This window comes from Phycisphaerales bacterium (assembly GCA_016716475.1).
Taxonomy (GTDB): domain Bacteria; phylum Planctomycetota; class Phycisphaerae; order UBA1845; family Fen-1342; genus JADJWG01.
This window is the reverse complement of sequence record JADJWG010000001.1, coordinates 680,925-697,527: the sequence shown is the minus strand read 5'-3', so window position 1 is coordinate 697,527 and position 16,603 is coordinate 680,925. Positions and strand designations below refer to the sequence as shown.

Below are 16,603 nucleotides of genomic sequence, written 5' to 3'. Positions count from 1 at the left end.
GTGGGGCCCGCACGGCAGAGAGTTGGGCGGGAACGGAGGAGTGACGGTGTCGACCGTCTTTCAGGGCATCCTTGCATTGGCTGGCGTGGCCAGCAGCGCATTGTTCACACTGACGTTAGTGACCGGCCCGATCGTGTGGGCCTCTGAGGCACCGGAAGAGTACGGGCCGCGGATAGGAATGGACTGGGTGGAGTTCGACGAAGACGACGCCGCAAGCGAAGAGAGCGTCCTCGTTGAGGCCGAGCCCGTGGAGCAGACTACCACCTGGATTGAACCGGGTCCGCGCATGGCCCGGGATTTCGGCCCCATTCATGGAGATCGTAAGCTATACCGGATCTGCCGGGTCACGGCCTATCACGACATCGGGACGACGGCTGCGGGTGTGCCGTCCGGTGTGGGGCAGTGTGCCGGTCCGGGCGATCTGCCCTTCGGAACGAAAATCTTTATCCCCGCACTGAACAAGACGCTGATTGTGACGGACCGAACACATAAGCGTTTCCGGAACAGCACGGTGGACATCTTCATCCCGAGCCGTGCAGAGTGCATCCAGTTCGGCCGGCACTACCTCGAAGTCGAGATCACCTTGCCGGAAGGCGATGGGCGACGGTTCGTACGCGAGCTGTTCGGGCGCTAAGCTTTGACGGGGGGGGCAGGGGGCCGGCTTCAATACCGGATGATTGCCTGTGGCGGTTGACGGTCCCCCCTGTGGTGGGACACGTCCATGGTATACTGCGCCCGTCATTGCGACCCTCGCGACGGGCGAGAGCGAGCGCCCCTCACTACCACCGGCGGTGCACGGATGCCGATCCGGCCGGACCCACCCCAACTCGACGTACCACTGCTCACAGCGCTGGCGCGCGCCGAGCTGGAGGGCCCGGAGCGCGATCGCGCCGAGCAGCTCGTCGCGATGAGCGGGGCAGCCCGGGCGTACTTCCGCAGTCAGACGGCCGCGCGCTGGCCACGCATCCGCAACTACACTCTGCTCGGTGAAGTTGGAAGGGGTGGTTTTGGTGTCGTCTATCGGGCGGTGCATCACAGCAAGCTACGGATCGAGGCGGTCAAGGTCCTCTTTGGGACAACGGCACAGCGGGAGGCGTATTTCGAGAACGAGGTGCGGCTCGTCGCCGGCCTGCGGCATCCCAACATCGCGACGCTCTACGAAGCCCGGCTCGTGGCTCCCCCGCTGTACTACAGCATGGAGTACGTGGCGGGCGAGCAACTCGACAAGTACGTCCAGCGTCACCGTCCGACGCTCGAGCGGCGGATTGAACTGGTGCGGATTGTCGTTGAGGCCATGGCCTACGCCCACCGCGCGGGGGTCGTACACCGCGATCTGAAGCCGCAGAACATTCTCATCGACCGCGACGGTCAGCCGCGCATCGTCGATTTCGGCATTGCCCGCCGGATCCTGGGCGCGGCCGATGCGGAAAAAGCCGCTGCCCGTGAAGCCGCCCTTGGCACATTCGGTTACATGGCACCGGAGCAAATGGCGGGGCAGGCGGTCGACGGCCGAGCAGATATCTACTCCCTGGGCGCCCTGCTTTTCCACGTCATCTCCGGACAACCGGCACGTTTGGCACCGGAAGCAGACTACTTGACGACAATGCTGCGTGCTCGCGACGTCAACCGGGCGGAGGATCTCGCCGCGATCATCGCGCGCTGTGTCGCGTCCGATCCGGCCGCCCGGTACCGCTCATGCGCCGCATTGGCCGAGGACTTGCTAGACTACCTTGAAGGGCGGCCTGTGCATGCTCGGCCGTCACGGTGGTCGTACCGTGCCGGTCGACTTTCGTCCCTCATCGTGCGTCGCCACCTGTTGCCGGTGCAATTGGCTGCAACCACGCTGGTGATTGTTTTCCTCAGCGGACTCTTCTGGTTTGGGCGCGCACATTGGGTGGCGGACGCGCCGGCGGGTGACCCCGTGCAATTGATCGCGCTGCGTCCGTCCACCATCGAGGCATTTCGCGCGGGCCGATTGGTCCCCGCAGCCCCGATCGCGAACCGGGCCGACCCGAAGAGTCTGCGGGTTCTGGCGGGGGCGCTGATGGAACGTCTGGCCGTAGCCCGTCCGAAGGTACTCGTCTGGGACTTCACACTGCCCGATTGCCATCCGCAGTACGACGCCGCTTTCATCGCCGGGGTGCGCGCGCTCGGGGCGCCCGTGGTCATCGGTTTCCGCGAACTGCATGTCAATGCCGAGCCGGTCGTGTGCGGGGAGATCCGTACTGAAGTGGCGGCGGCCGGCTCGCTCATTTCGACGGCGCCAGTCACGTTCGCCGACTCGGTGCTATTGCCGCTGGCGGTACAGCGGGGACAGGATCGGCCCTGGCCCTCTTTGGCGGTGGCGGGGCTTGCTGCGGCCAGGCACCCGCAGGCCGCTGCGGAGCTGCGCGTCGTCGGACAAGAAGTACAGATGCTGTACAGGCGGCGTGATCCGGCTCCCCATGAAGCGCGCTGGCTCGACGATCAGGACCGCTTGCCCTTTTATTCGGTTTCCAGCCCGCGTCCCGGTCATCCCGGCTTCATGCCGGATGACCGCCTGCTGTTAGCCCGTTTTCCCCTCACAGGTGTACTGGAGTGGGCGAACCGAGCGATTGCGATGGAGGAGGTCTTTACAGCGGAGGATGCCACTCTGAGGCAATGGTTCGGCGGGCGCGTGGTGCTTGTGGGTCCGATGCTGCCATACGAGGATACGCACCCGCTCGCCGGGGGAGAGTACGTGTTCGGCTGCCAGGTGCAGGCCGCTGTGCTGACAGGGCTGCTGGCCGGGCAGGGGATCCATCGCCTGCCGCGCGCGGCGATCGTGCTGCGTGTGCTGTTGTGGGCGGTCCTCGGAACGCTCGTGGTCTATGGGATGCCGCTGGGGCGACCGCACGGATTACGTCGGATCGCCGTAGCGTTGGGCGCGACGATCGCTATGGTGGCCGTCATGGGACTGGGCACTACCCATCACCTGTCTACGGCATGGCGAATGGAACTGACGATCGGACTTTGTGCGTTCTTCACGGCAGGCGCGGTGGCGGGACTGCTGCGACTGCTTCACGCGCGGGAGCGGAGTCTGGCACCGAGTCCGACCTGGTCACCGGATGAACACGCGACTGCTTCGACGACGGTCCTGGCGGCGACACGGGCGTCGTAATCCCGCGCCCGTCCTGAAGTACTCCGGGAGCGCTAGTTGGTGACGTGGCTGCTCATGGACCACACGAGCAGCCCGACTACAAGCAGTAGCGTTAGTCCCCACAGCCCGACGGCGACGGCGTCACCCCAGGCGAGTTCCTGCTCGGAGTAGTCGACCGGGAGGGGCTCGAGTGCCATCTCAGAGCTCCCCACCCAGTGTGACATAGTCGTACCAGTCCGCAATTACTCGAATTAATTCAATCATCCAGCGGACCACGGCACACCACCTTTCCGCTTCCCGCATCCTCCACACATGGTTGGGCTTCTCGCCACCACCCGGGAGGTTTCCGCCCAGCCAAGGATGTGAAGGGCTGAGCGATTCACCTGAATGTATCGGTGGATTCCCGCCCCATCTTGTGTAGATTCACATTTTTCCGGCGTGATGTTGGAAAATGCGTTGCATCTCTGTGGCATGAAGTAGCCACTGGTGGCTCGCAGTGCAATTCCCGGGAGTGGTTTCCGCATGAGGGTCGCGTTCCGCAAAAGCCCGGTCCCGCGGTGTTACTACGAATACTGACTGATCCACCCCGAATACCTTGTCGTGCGAGTCGTCTGAAGACTACCAGATCCCCCGCATTTGGGGGGTGAGTGGTTAGAATCGCGACATTGCCCCGGCCGCTGGAGAGTACCCCGACCATGTTTGCCCGTTGGCCCAATGCTCGAATGAACGCAGCGGAGAAGGCACTCCGCGCGGGGCGGCTCGACGATGCCTGTACCGCGGCACTCGATCCGTCGCTGGGCGATCATCCGCGCCGCGAGCGGCTCCTCGATGAGTTGGTGCGTCCGCTGGTGGCGCGCGCCCGACTCCATCGGCAAGCCGGGCGCCTGCGGGAGGCCGAAGCCGATCTTGCACTGCTTGCGCAGTGGGGGCGTGCCACGCCTGAAGCGCAGGATCTCAGGCGGCAGGTGGAAGCCGAAAGACGCGTCGCGGAGCAGCTCGGTACGGAACGGGCCGCGGCCGCGCAGCGCGTGGCGGAGCAACTGGCCGCCGGGCGGCTCGAAAGCGGCCGAGTAGATCTGGAACAAGTGCCTGATGCGGCGGAGCGCGAACGGCTGGAGCGTGAACTTGGAAGGCGCGTGGAGCGGGGCGAAGAGCGCCTGGCACAGGCCGGAACGGCTCTCGAACAAGCGGATCCGCTGGCGGCCGTGACCTACTGGCGCGAGGCCTGTGAGCGGCACGGCCGATCACGCGAAACGGATACGTTTGCAACGGCCCGCCTGGCGCCTGCATTACGGCGGCAAGTGGAGATCTGGCTGGTAGCGGGGCGACTCGACAAGGTGGTTGCAGCGCGTGGCGCGCTCGTTGCGGTGCAGGCGGTTGTACCGAGCGTGGAGGATGAGCTGCGGGCGGTCGCCTGGTGTGAGCGGGCGGCGGGTGAACTTGCGGCGCACGCGCTGGTCGAGCTGCGTCAGTCGCTACTCCGTATCAAGGCGGTGGTTCCGGGTGCTGCGTGGGTCGATGGTGTGCTTGCCGCCCTGACGCAGCTTGGGGCAGCCCAGGATGCGCTGCTCGCCTCTCCCCTCGGACTGCTGGGCGTGCCCATCGGGGAGGGAGGCCAGGTCGCAGCACGCGCGGCGCACTCCATGACGGTCCGGGCCCCCAAAATTGCGGGCGTGGAGATGGCGGCTGCGGTACGGTTGGATGAGCCCCTGCTGGTGATGGTGGACGGCGGTGCAAGTGGCCTGCTGGTGGCGGGGGAACGCGTGCGGCTCGGGCGTGGGGGAAGTTCGACGCACGTCGAAGTGGCTCTGCCTGGCGATCTGCTGCCACACCATGCGGATGTAACCCGCCACGGCGAGGATTATTTTCTTACGGCCTATGGACCGGTGGAGGTCAACCGTCAGCCCGTACAGCGTGCACTGCTGCGCGACGGCGATCGGGTTGTACTCGGCGGGCGAGCGAAGTTCGTCTTCGCAAAGCCGAGCGCGCGCAGCGATTCGGCGGTACTGAAGCTTTCGCAGCGTGTGCGGCTGCCTCTGGACGTGAGCGAGGTCGTGCTGTTTGACGAAACCTGTTTGCTCGGCGGCGGTCCGAGCTGCCACCTGCGGACGCGTGAGGGCGAGGGCGCAGTGGTGCTGTTCACGAATGCAGGCCGGCTGCTCGCCCGGAAGAGCGGTGGCGGCGCGGCCGTTCCTGTGCCGGCGGATGTGGCGCTCGAACTCGGTGGTGTGCGGATGGTGATCAAGCCGTACCCGGCGGCCGTGCGGGCTGCCGGCCTGGGTTTACCGGCTTGAACGGCGCGCCCCCGGGCGGGACCGATGCGACATGAAACTCATGGGTGTCTGGGGACGAGTGTATCTGGCGGTTCGGCGGCTGCCGGCCGTGGAGCGGAGGACGACGCGTGGCCTACACGTTCAAGCATGGTGATCGGCCCCTCGACGGGGTGACGGTTCAGCGTGCCGTCGGCCGCGGCGGATTCGGCGAGGTGTACTACGCGCTGACCGATTCGGGCAAGCAACTGGCGCTGAAGTACCTGAGGGACAACCCGGAGATCGAGCTGCGCGGCATCGCGCACGTGATGAACCTGAAAAGCCCGTACCTGATTACGGTCTACGATGTGCGTCGCAACACGCAGGGCGAGCCGTTTGTGCTCATGGAGTACGTCGCCGGACCCTCGCTACGTGACCTGATGACGGCTGAGACGGGCGGCTTCGGGCTGCAGAAGGCCGCGTTTTTCCTGAAGGGGATTGCGCAAGGTCTGAGCTACCTGCACGAGCGCGGGATCGTACACCGCGATCTGAAGCCCGCGAACATTTTCTATGACGATGGATACGTGAAAATCGGTGACTACGGCCTGAGCAAGCATATCTCGGTTTCGCAGCACAGCGGGCAGACGGTCAGCGTCGGCACCGTGCACTACATGGCGCCGGAGATCGGATCGGGCAGCTACACCAAGGCCATCGACATTTATGCCCTGGGTGTAATCCTGTTCGAGATGCTCACCGGGCGCCTGCCGTTCAGCGGCGCGAGCATGGGCGAGATCCTGATGCGCCACCTACGCGATCAGCCCGACCTGCACGGCGTGCCGCAGCCCTTTGTGCCGGTCATTCTCAAGGCCCTCGAAAAGGACCCGCAGAAGCGCTACCAGGACGCCAATGAGATGCTGGCGGCCGCCATGGACTCCGCCGCGCTGGCCGACGGCATGAATGCCTTCGACGTGAGCACACTCAGCCAGATCTCGCGACATGAACCCAGTCCGGATGAGTTGACCCGTACCGCGGGCACACCCGTACCGCCAGTCGCCGCACCGGTGCTTGACGTTCGCGACGTGCAGGCCGAGGGCGGCGTACTGCCGCCACGGCTACAGCGGCGGTACGAGCAGCTTTCGCGCAAACTCGAAGAGCGCGGCGCCAAGCTCCAGCGCAAGCTGGGCATGTCACCCGCCGGGGCGCGCCAACCGCGGCGCGACGTGCCGCAAGTCTCTTCCAGTCAGCGGGTCGCGCAGACCCTGGTGCTGCTCGCCGTCGCCGGGGGGCTGTCGATCGTGCTGGGACTGGTCTTCGGCCGGCATAACGAGTTGGAGGCGACGATCATCAGCTTCCTGTTCATCGTCGGCGGTACGTGCGGTCCGCTCGTGGCCCACCTGTGGTTCCTGCAGCGCTCGCTGACGCGCAGTACGCTGATCGACCGGATGACCTACGCGGCCATGGCAGGGCTCGCAATGTTCCCGGCCTATACGCTGGCCGACGGACCCTTCAAAGCGCTTTCGGTGCTGATCATCGCGCCACTGGCAGCGATGTTCATCTGCAACTGGGGTCAGCGCATCGATGCCGGCCGGCTCGGAAAGGTGGATGGCTGGAGCGCATTCTGGCCGGCGGTGGTCGGCCTGCTGGCAATGGGTTTCGCAGATGCTGATCAGTCTGTCGTGCTGCTCGGCGGCGCCATCAACACGGCGATCGCCCTGCTCACCCCCGCGGCAGCCAGCATGTTTCCCGTGCGGGCGTCACAGATGCGCAGACCGCCGGACGCGGCGGCTCGTCTTGGGATGGGGGGGATGGCGATTTCGAGCTTGCCACCTGAGCCCGCAGGTGCGGAGGTCGCGGTGCCCGGACGTGCCGGCGCGCCGTTGTGGACCGACGGGGCATCCGGGTGGAAGGCCGGAACTTCGTCCTTCGAGATGGCACCAGCGCCAGCCGGCGCAGCAAACGAGGCATCGCCGCCGGCATTGCAGACCGATGGCGCTCTGGCGGCTTCCCCGCGACAGGCAGGGCCCCCGGAGGATGTGCGCGCGGAGCCGTCTTTTGTGGGCCGGACCGCGAACGCGGGATTGGCGCTGATGGGCAAGTTGCTGCTGTTGATCGGGCTCACGCTGACGCTGGTGGCCGGTCCCGCGCGGGAAGTGGCCATGACTGCCATTGAAAGCGGCGGTTTGCGCGTGGACAGTGATATCCGGCAACTCGTTCGCGACGGGGTCTCACCGCTGGCGGCGTTGGCGCCGCTGGTGCTGGGCACGTTCATCCTGGTTTGGTCTCGGCGGCAGTACAGTGCCGCGCACCAGGTGCGCGGGGTGCTCGGTTGCCTGGCGCTGGCGTATGTCGCGGTGGCCCTGCTGATCTTTGCCGGGCGACCATTCGGGACGCTCTTGATCAGTCGTGACTGGGGTGCGCTGCCGTGGTCGCAGAAGGATTTTGGCCAACCCCTCGTCTTTACGCTTCCCATCCTCGTGGTCGGTGTTCTGCTGCTGATGTGGCCACGGGCACGGCAGGTGCGACGGCAGCGGCAGATCGTGTTGTAGGCGGAGGAGGTCAGCATGGCGATCGGAGTCCTGGGCCTGCCACTACTGATCATCCTCGTCATCATTGCGCTGTGGGCTCTCTCTACCGGGCGCGGTGCGAAGGTCTTGCTCGGTGTGATCGTGGTCAGTGCGGTCGTCGCGGTAGTGGTGTTGTTCTCGCTGCGAGTCTCGGTGGTGACCACCCACACCACTCCGCCAGGCCCCGGCGTGCATGCGCAGGTCGATTCGGAGTGGCAGGAGGCGCCTGCGGTGTGGGTAGAGCCGCCGATACCACCGGTCCCCGCAGATCCGAACATCCGCCTCGGGTCGCGGGCGCGCGAATGGCCGGCGGGGTACACGTTGACGCGGGAGCGCCCGCGGGTGTCGGCTATGGACCCGGAGTTGTCCCGCCTCGCACAGCGTCCCCAGGTTACCATCGAAGGTGACCGCCTGGTCCTCGGCAGCTACGCAGGCGTGCGGCTGCCGTCGGCGGATGCGGCCCGGGCGGCAGCCACCGGTGCGGCCCGTGCACAGCTCCTGCGCAGCGTGCATACCGAACTGATGCGGGCGAATCTGGAGGCCTACTTTGAGCAACTCGTGCGCAGTTCCCACGAGACCGATACCCGGCTGCGTGAGTTGCAGGCGGCCTTGCGGCCGCTTTCCCCGGAGGAGAGGGGGCAGGTCGCGGCGGGGCTGGTCGAGACGTACCTCCCCGGCGGGCGTGCGGACGGTGGTTTGGAGGATGCCGAGGGGCCGGAGGGGGCCCTGGCCTTCGAGTTGCGCGACATGCGTCTCCAACTCGATGCGGCGCGGGCGGCGGCGCGCGAAGCGGTAGAGCGTACGCGGGCGGTACCGGCGCGGACTTCTGGGGGGCATAACACGTCCGGTCTGCGGGGCCTGTTCATTCTCACCGTGGCGTTCGTTGTGGCCGTATGGATACTGAAAAGGGCCACCCGCGCGAATACGACGGCGCGTCTGCAGTTGTAGGGAGTTGCGGGTCCGACTTGGATGCGTGGGACGGCGCGCGGTATCCTCCACTGGTGGTCGCAGGGCAGCAGATCAAAAAAAACCACCAGCGGGAAGGGCGATGCCGGTCGAGGATGCGGATGCATATCTGGTGGAGGGTGTCCGCCAGGGTGATGCCGAGGCGTGGCGCGAGGTCATTGCGCGCTACCAGGGGCGGATGCTGAGTTTCGCGCGCCGCATGCTCGCGGAGCGCTCGGAGGCGGAGGACATCGTGCAGGAGGCCTTTCTCGGCCTGCTGCGAAGTCTCTCCAACTACGACCCTGAACGCTCACTCGAAACTTACCTCTTTGCGATCCTGCGGAACAAGTTGCACGACCACATGCGCGGCCGGCAACGTGGCAAGCGGCAGAGTCTGGACCAACTCGACATGGAAGATGCGCCGGCGGAGTGGCTCGATCCGAACACACCCAGCCGGTACGTCGCCCGCCAGGAGAAGGTCGATGCTCAGCGGTCGATCCTGGTCACGGGTCTGCGGGCGTGGGTTGAACAGTGCACCAGCCAGCGCCGCTTCCAGGATCTGATCGTAATCGAGATGCTGGTTGTGCTCGGCATGCGCAACAAGGAAGTCGCCGCCGACCTCGAGATCACCGAGCCCGCCGTGGCCGGGATCAAGTTCCGGGTCTTGGAGCAGTGGCGGAAGCTGACCGCCGCGGCTGGTGGTCACGACCTCGGCGAAGCGGACGTGGCCGAGGACAGCACGTTGGGGCGCATCTGGCAGGAGGAGGGCGTAAGCTGCTTGAAGCGGTCCACGCTGGGGCGTTACCTGCTGGGTGTGCTCGACGAGGAGTGGAACTCATTCATCGAATTTCACGTGCGGGTGGCTGACTGTGACCGCTGCCATGCGAACCTTGAAGACTTGCGGCGCGAGGACCAGGAAGACGCGGCGGGGCGGGAGGCGCTGCGCGCGCGATGTTTCGCATCGAGCGTGGGGTTCCTGAGTGCGCGCGAGTAGGGCGGGGCCATCAGTCCTCGGTGTCATCAGCGCCGTGGGCCGGAAGTGTAGCCGGAGCCGTGGCCGTGGTAGGCGGAGGTTGCCGCAGTCCCAGGGCGCGCGTCCGCAGGTCGGCGAGCGCCGCCCGGACATCGTCATTGAGCGGTACTGGCGGGTGTTGTTCGAGCGTATTGAGCAGCGCGATGACGGGCTCCGCCGCACGCGCCCCGAGGCGATTCTCCAGTTCGGTCAGCACCGTGCGCCAAATGGCCTCCGGCTCCAGTCCCGGGTTGCCGGCAGCCAGGGTGTTCGCGACGATCTCATCGTACTGATCGTTACGCAATGCGTAGCGCAGCAGGTCAACGGCTACAGCAGGCGTCTCGCGCGCCGCCGCGGCGTGGAGGTCGCCCAGGGCCGCGACCCAGGTGTCAATCGCCGGTTCAGCACTGCCGATGCGGGCGTGCATCGCTGCGAGTTGTGAACGCAACAGCCCCCGTCGGGCCCGATCCACCGGTTCGGTCTCCGCCGTGAGCACGATGAGCTGTTGCAACAAGTCGGGCACGCGTTGCAGGGATTCCCCGCTTTCCGTGAGCCGTGCGAGCCACCTGCCAAGATCCTCGGTCGTACCGCGGGCGAGGACATCGACCGTGCTGCGCCACGCGATCTGGCGAATACTCTCATCGGTCTCGGGAGGCGAATCAACGCGGTCCCAAAGGGCCTCAAGATGGGCGATGTTGCTGCTGGCGGCGAGGTCGCCCAACGTTTCCACCGCGAGACGACGAACGCCGGCATCCGGGTCGCCGGCGGCCGCCAGCAACGCGTCGGCCAGTTGGGTAAGCCGCAACGTCGCGATGCCCCGTACCGCGGCCTGCCGAACGTTGGCGGCGTTTTCCCGATTGAGGGCGGCCGCGAAGGCCGTCGCAAAGCGCGCGTCGCCGACGTTCCCCATCGCCCACAAGAGCCGCTCGCGCAGGTTCGTCTGCCCGGGTAAGGTGACGCCCCAGGCGTCCAGCAGCGCCTCGGCGATCACCGGGGTGGCTTCGATCCCAAGCCGGCCGCGCTCGGCAATCCGGCCGATGGCGGCGGCGGCCTCGGTGGCGGTGGCCTCGTCCAGGTCACGCAATAGGGGCATCAGGGCGGTGGTGCTGGTGCCGTTGCCGATGAAGCCGAGCCCATTGACGAGCGCGAGACGGATTTCCCGCGGTGGGTTCGTCTCGAGCAGGCGCAGGAAGGTCGCGGCGTCCTCGGATTGCCGCAGGCCGGCGACGGCACGAATGGCGGCGGCCTGTTTGCGCGGGTTGGGGCTGTTCATGAATTCCCGAAGCCGCTGCTGAATATCAGCAGGCAGCGCCTTCCCCTCGGCGAGATGGCGTCTTGCGAGTGTCAGGCCGAGCAGTCGAATGTTGCTGTCGGGATCGGTCAGATAGGCCGCCAGGAGCGTGGTGCGTTCGGCGTCGCCGGCCCGCTGGAAGCTCTCCTCGAGCACGCGTGCGAGACGTGACTCCAATTCGGTCAGGCGGCGCTGCGTTTCACGGGCTTTCCGCACGAGCCGCTCGATCTGTTGTTGTTGCCACTCTTCGCGGCTCAGCGTGGTGGTGGCTTGCCACCACTCCCGGGCGGTGCCGGCACTTCCGAGGAAATCCATACCCGTGGCCTGCTCCAGGGCGAGCAGCGCGGCCTGGGCCACGACCGGGTCCGCTTCGAGTGCCGCAACCAGCGCCTCGATGGCGTTACGATCCGTAACAAGGGCGAGACTGGCAACCGCGGCGAGCCGCTGCGCGCGCGGCGTGGCAGCGTCGAGTACGAGACCCCGCAAACGGTCGGTGACACCGTGGTTCGGGTAGGCCGCCAGGGCGGCGGCGGCGGCCGTACGAACTTCCGCGTCCCCGTCAGCGAGGGTCGCGATCAGTGGGTCGATAAAGACGGCATCGAGGTAGACCGGTTGCTCGACGAGTGTCAATGCAATGGCGGTACGGGCCCCGGCGTTCGAGCCGCTGAGAATCGCAGCCAGGCGTTTGGGAACGTCCTCGTAGCCGAGCAGTAACAGTTGACGGACGCCGGTGCGGCGCACGTCGGGCGAATTAGGGCCCTCAATCAGGGCGACGAGGTCAGCGATGCGGGCTTCACGTAACTGGACGGCCGCCGCGGTATCAGGTGCGGATTGCATTTCGGCCGGTGATGAGGCGGTGCCTGTTGCGGGCTGCGATTCCTGCGCATGGGTTGGGAAGAACCCGCCGAAGAGGATCACAAAGCTGATTGCGGTCCTGAGCATCCTGGCGACATCCTTGTCGTACCCATCAGCATGACCACGCCGAAGCGGCAACGTTGGCTGGCGCGCATCTGGCAGCCCCATAATTCCTCAACTCCTGCGCCTGCTGCGCCCAACCTTATCTGTAGTATACTGCATTCCGGCGGTCGCGACCCGGGAGTTTCCCGATGAAGCCGCGCACCGTGCGGGCCGATAGTTTCCGTAGAAGTCCGTACGGTCCGGCCAAGGGTTTTGTTTACGGGACTGCCCGGGAGCCGACGGAATCGGACAGGTGCCTGGCCAGGGCCGGGCCGTGACGGGTCGCCAGTTGAAAGGCGGCCGGAGCCGACGTACCGTACCGTTAGGCAAAGTGCCCGGTGCGGGCTGCCAAGCTCCGGAGCCATGAAAGTCGGGCGAAAACAAGCAGCGCGAGCAACTCCGAGGAAGTGTCATGCGAGCTGGCGGGCTGACAATCGCGGTGATAGCAGCGTTTCTGGCTGTGCAAACGGCGCAGGCGGGCCCGTGGGATACGATTTACCGCGGGCTGGAATTGGTCGCGACGCCTTCGGGCTCGCCCCTGCTCAGTTCGGGGGATGGCACCCGCTTCAACGGGGCGCGCTCCGGGCGTGTCCGCATCGTGCCCAATGGCGTGGTGGGGCAGGGCTACCGGCTCGAACTCGATCGGACCTTTGGTAACGACTCCCGTGGTCGCCCCGAAACCTTCCGATTCGGCAGCATCGGTGACCTGACGCTCCAGGGAGCGGTCCAGCTTACAGCCGGTTACAACACCCTGCCCGGCCAGGGCAGTGGCCGTGGGTTGATGGATGGTTTCGTCGACTTCGGCGTCACCAACCTGGCTTACAATCTGAGGACAAAGGTGGGGGTGCAGGATGCGCAGCTCACCGGGCAGCTCAATGTAAACAACCAACTTGAGATCAATTCGCTCGGCTTTTACACCCTCATCATCAATGCGAACAACACAAACTCGCAGCTTTCGCTCGACGGCGTGGTGATCCGGTCGGATGAGCAGACGAACTTCACGGTCGGTCCGATCGTGGTCGAGGGCAACCTTTTCGTTGATGGGGCCATTGCCTTCCTCGGGGGACTCGGCGTCGACACTTCCGAGTTGCAGCGGCTCTTCCCGCGATCCGCCGCCGACCAGATTGCGGCCGCCATTGATCGGGAACTGCAGGCCACGCAGGGCCGCGTGGCAGGGACCACGGCGCATCGGGACATCGCACCACTGCTCCTGCGGTCGATCCTGGAGCAGGATGAAGCGGCTGCCAGTGCCCTCATTGCCGGTCTGTCCGCAGGCGAGTTGACGAATCACTACATGGGATCGAACACGATTGCGGCCGTGCCGGAGCCCGGCACACTGGTCCTGCTCGCGATCGGTGGAGCTTTCGTCTGGTCGCAGCGCCGGAAGTAGTGCGTGCCCTGCGGGGGGGCGACTTCGCCGGTGCTGGTCTCGTGGTGGGGTTCTTTGCGGAGTTACTGGTAAAATCCGCTGTAACCTGTCCACGGGGGGACCATGGGCGCGCCGTAGCCCGCCGAAACAATTCCTTCGCAAGGCACTGGCGTCAGGTTCGTGCGGTCAACCGGTTGGCGAAGTGTTCCAACGCGTCGTAGTACGGCCGAATACTGGGGATATAGTGACGTTCGGCCGGAGTATGGGGGCCGATGCCAGTCTGACCCCAGATCACGGCTTGTCCGCGGGGGGCGAAGCGGCCGCTGGTGCCCGGCTTCTTGCGGCCGACGACGGGCGCGGTGCCGGAGACTTCCTCGACGGCGGCGAGCAGTTCGAGCAGGTGCGGGTTGTCGCGGTCGCACGCGACTCCCGGCTCGCGGGTCTGAACCTCGAATCCGAACTCGAACTTGGCCGCGATGTCCGCCAGGTGCTCCAGCAGCCCGGCAATATCATCCTGCGGGATCGGGCGGATCTCCAGGCCGAGGTCGCCGCGATCGGCGGTGATGTTGTAAACCCCGGGGGTGCCGACGTTGAGGAACGGGAAGCGATACTCGGTTTTCCAGCCATCGGGCGCAGCCAGCGTCAGTCTGGCACGCACGGCTGCATCGATGGCGGTGCGGGCCGCGACGAGTTGCTCGCCGAGATCGACCACCCGCGCGCCGACGCCGGTGTGTTCCTGCACACCGCGACCGATGAACTGCACGCGCACGACACCGCGATTCTCGACACAGACCTCGCCGTAGAGTTCGGTACCCTTTTCCCCAGTCCGCTCGCCGGCAATGAAGAGCTCGGGGGCGTAACCGAAGCGCTCGTACAGGTCGGCCAGGACATGTGGCGTGCCGAAGGGTTCGGCCTCGCCGTTCTCCTCGTTGCCAACCAGCAGCAGATTCAGCGGCGGGTAGCGCTCCGGTCGGCGGCGGAGCACGTCGCGCATCCAGACAAGGTAGGTGGCGACGACGGTCTTCATGTCGGCTGAGCCGCGGCCCCAGAGGTAATCGCCGTCGATCACGGGGTTGAACTGCGAGTCATCCGGGGAGGGGGCGACGACGTCGAAGTGACCACTCAGCATGACAGGCGCGTTGCGCTGTCCGGGGAAGTGTGCAAAGACCGTGGGGTACTTCCCCTGATCGTAGAATTGCACTGCGGCGCCGGCGTCACGCAGGTACCCGGCAATGAGCCGCGCCGCACGGTAGACCTCGTGCACGCGCTCGACGGGGCAGTTCGTGACGGAGGGAATGCGAATCAGACGCTGGGAAAGGTCGAGAATCTCGGCGGTGGTATCCAGTGTGACCTGGGTGGCGGCACGACGCTGAGGAGGCAGGAAGCGATGCGGTGCGGAAGGATCCTCGCGGGCGGCCTGCGCGGCCAAGGCCAGTAAATCGCGCAACTTGGGAGTCTCATCGCCCAGCAGGTTGAGGTGTTCATGGATCCAGTCGAGGTCGCGCGCCAGTTGTTGCTCGCGCGCTGCCGCAACCTCGCGCAGCGCCTCAGACGGTACACGGCCATCGGGGTCGCAGTGCGGCCGCAGGTGATCGCGCAACTGGCTGGCGCTGTTCGGCGCGCCTTGTGCGAGGAGCGCCAGCGGTTCAAGGGTGTCCTGCCAACCGAGCGCTTCGGCGAGTGGACGGATCGCCTGGAGAGTCCAGCCGAGAAACTCGCGCACGGAAGTTGAACGGCCGGTGGCGGGATGGGTGATCTCCGCGGACATGCCGCGCTCCGCGGCCCGGGCTTCGTTGGTCCGGGCGCGGGCGACGTCCTCGGCCTCGTAGCTGAACTGGGCCGCGAAGGGGAGGTCGGCGTAGCTCTGGATCAGCAATAGCTGGCGCAGGGTGGCGTTCGCCAGGTCGAGCTCGAGGTCGTGGCCGCCCTCGTCGGTGCGAATCTCGACACGTGACATGGGCAGTGCAATCCGCGCGATCATGTTCTCGAGCTCAATCCGTTGCGCGAGTTGCTCGACGGCATCGTGCTCACCGACACCATAAAGGCCCTTGGCGTAAACTTCGTGCAGCTCGTCGGTGGTCGTCTCAATAATGTGCGCCACCGCCGACGGATCCGAACGGGCGCGCGTCGGAGTCCAGTTGTTATTGCCGAAGCGTATCCGCCGACGGGCCAGGTCTTCCGAAATACGCACGTAGTCGCTGTGGCTGCGGTAAAGCTGCGGCACATCCACGTTGGCTGGGTTCGGAAAGCGTGCCAGCCGGTTGGAATCACACTCCGTCAGGATGAACGCGGGCTGACCGCCGCGCCACTCGCCGCGCAGCGGGGAGTTGGCCGACGTGGCGATGAACAGTGCCGCGAACGCCCGCAGCACACGCGCCCCGCGGATGTAGGCGTTGTTGCGGAAGGCCAGCAGACTGGGATCGGCGTGTGTCCCGGCCGGTTGGTGCAGGAAATCCAGCGCAAAGAGCGGCTCGGGCAGCGACACGTTCGTGTGTACGCCCGCCGTCGCCAGCGCGCTGCCGAACAGGTCCACGCAGCGCTCCAGGTAGCGGCGCTTGGTGAGGGTCCACGCCGACGGAATCGAATCGTACGCAACTTCGATCGGCCAGAGCACGTTCCCGTGCCACGCGTAGAGCCGCTCGCCGAAGGACAGGCCGGCCGCATTCAGGGCATTGCGCAGGCAGCCCTCCAGCACGCGCGTCTCCAGCACGGCGCCAAGGTGGTGGTAGTAGGGGCGCGTAATCCACTCGGTCATCCAGTGGAAGACTTCCAGGTCGTTCCGGTCCGCCAATGCGGGGGAGATGAACTGGGTGCGCAGAGCTTCGACGAACGAGCGGGCATCCGGGCCGGCGCTGACGTGGTGCAGCGGCCGCAGCTCTGCGTTGACGACGTTCCACTCGACTTCGAGGCCACAGGTGCCGCGGTCGAAGTAGGAAGACAGGGCGGCATCGCGGGCGTGCAGATACTTGTCGACGAAATTGGCGAGTTCCTGCGGTTGCATCTCAAGGTCACCGGGGGTTGCGAGCGGGCGGCCGGCGCCGCCCGCGGAAGGTGCCTGCTTCGATTTTACTGCGGCGCCGGTACCGGCGGTGCCGCGC

At 66.1% G+C, this 16,603-nt stretch carries 10 protein-coding genes; 7 read left to right on the top strand and 3 right to left on the bottom strand.

Annotated features, from left to right (window positions below; translation table 11 throughout):
* Positions 1–46 precede the first annotated feature (46 nt).
* Both IPM18_02965 and IPM18_02960 read left to right on the top strand, forming a co-directional pair.
* The gene (locus IPM18_02965; protein ID MBK9118551.1) at positions 47–634 is read left to right on the top strand and encodes a 3D domain-containing protein; all 588 of its coding nucleotides are present in this window, start codon (positions 47–49) and stop codon (positions 632–634) included.
* 165 nt (positions 635–799) lie between these two features.
* Positions 800–3,139, top strand: coding sequence for a protein kinase (locus tag IPM18_02960; protein ID MBK9118550.1), 2,340 nt, complete (start codon positions 800–802; stop codon positions 3,137–3,139).
* Between the two features lie 32 nt (positions 3,140–3,171).
* On the opposite strand, the gene IPM18_02955 is transcribed toward IPM18_02960, so the two are convergent.
* Entirely contained in the window at positions 3,172–3,315 is a 144-nt protein-coding gene (locus tag IPM18_02955) for a hypothetical protein (GenBank protein MBK9118549.1), read from the bottom strand.
* 498 nt (positions 3,316–3,813) lie between these two features.
* Here IPM18_02955 and IPM18_02950 point away from each other — a divergent pair, with 498 nt between their 5' ends.
* The 4 genes from IPM18_02950 (at position 3,814) to IPM18_02935 (ending at position 9,870) form a co-directional block, all read left to right on the top strand.
* The gene (locus IPM18_02950; protein MBK9118548.1) at positions 3,814–5,412 is read left to right on the top strand and encodes a hypothetical protein; all 1,599 of its coding nucleotides are present in this window, start codon (positions 3,814–3,816) and stop codon (positions 5,410–5,412) included.
* Between the two features lie 107 nt (positions 5,413–5,519).
* Entirely contained in the window at positions 5,520–7,913 is a 2,394-nt protein-coding gene (locus IPM18_02945; protein MBK9118547.1) for a protein kinase, read from the top strand.
* Positions 7,914–7,928: 15 nt separating this feature from the next.
* Complete coding sequence (locus IPM18_02940; protein ID MBK9118546.1) at positions 7,929–8,879, top strand: hypothetical protein; 951 nt, start codon at positions 7,929–7,931, stop codon at positions 8,877–8,879.
* A gap of 100 nt (positions 8,880–8,979) precedes the next feature.
* Positions 8,980–9,870 (top strand): sigma-70 family RNA polymerase sigma factor, encoded by an 891-nt coding sequence (locus IPM18_02935; protein MBK9118545.1) that lies wholly within the window; start codon positions 8,980–8,982, stop codon positions 9,868–9,870.
* A gap of 10 nt (positions 9,871–9,880) precedes the next feature.
* Here the strand turns inward: IPM18_02935 and IPM18_02930 are convergent, their stop codons facing one another.
* Positions 9,881–12,121, bottom strand: coding sequence for a HEAT repeat domain-containing protein (locus IPM18_02930; protein ID MBK9118544.1), 2,241 nt, complete (start codon positions 12,119–12,121; stop codon positions 9,881–9,883).
* Positions 12,122–12,548: 427 nt separating this feature from the next.
* On the opposite strand from IPM18_02930, the gene IPM18_02925 reads away from it, so the two are divergent.
* A complete protein-coding gene (locus tag IPM18_02925) occupies positions 12,549–13,526 on the top strand; it encodes a PEP-CTERM sorting domain-containing protein (protein MBK9118543.1) in 978 nt (325 codons plus the stop codon).
* Positions 13,527–13,677: 151 nt separating this feature from the next.
* Here the strand turns inward: IPM18_02925 and IPM18_02920 are convergent, their stop codons facing one another.
* Entirely contained in the window at positions 13,678–16,506 is a 2,829-nt protein-coding gene (locus IPM18_02920; GenBank protein MBK9118542.1) for a M20/M25/M40 family metallo-hydrolase, read from the bottom strand.
* Positions 16,507–16,603 lie beyond the last annotated feature (97 nt).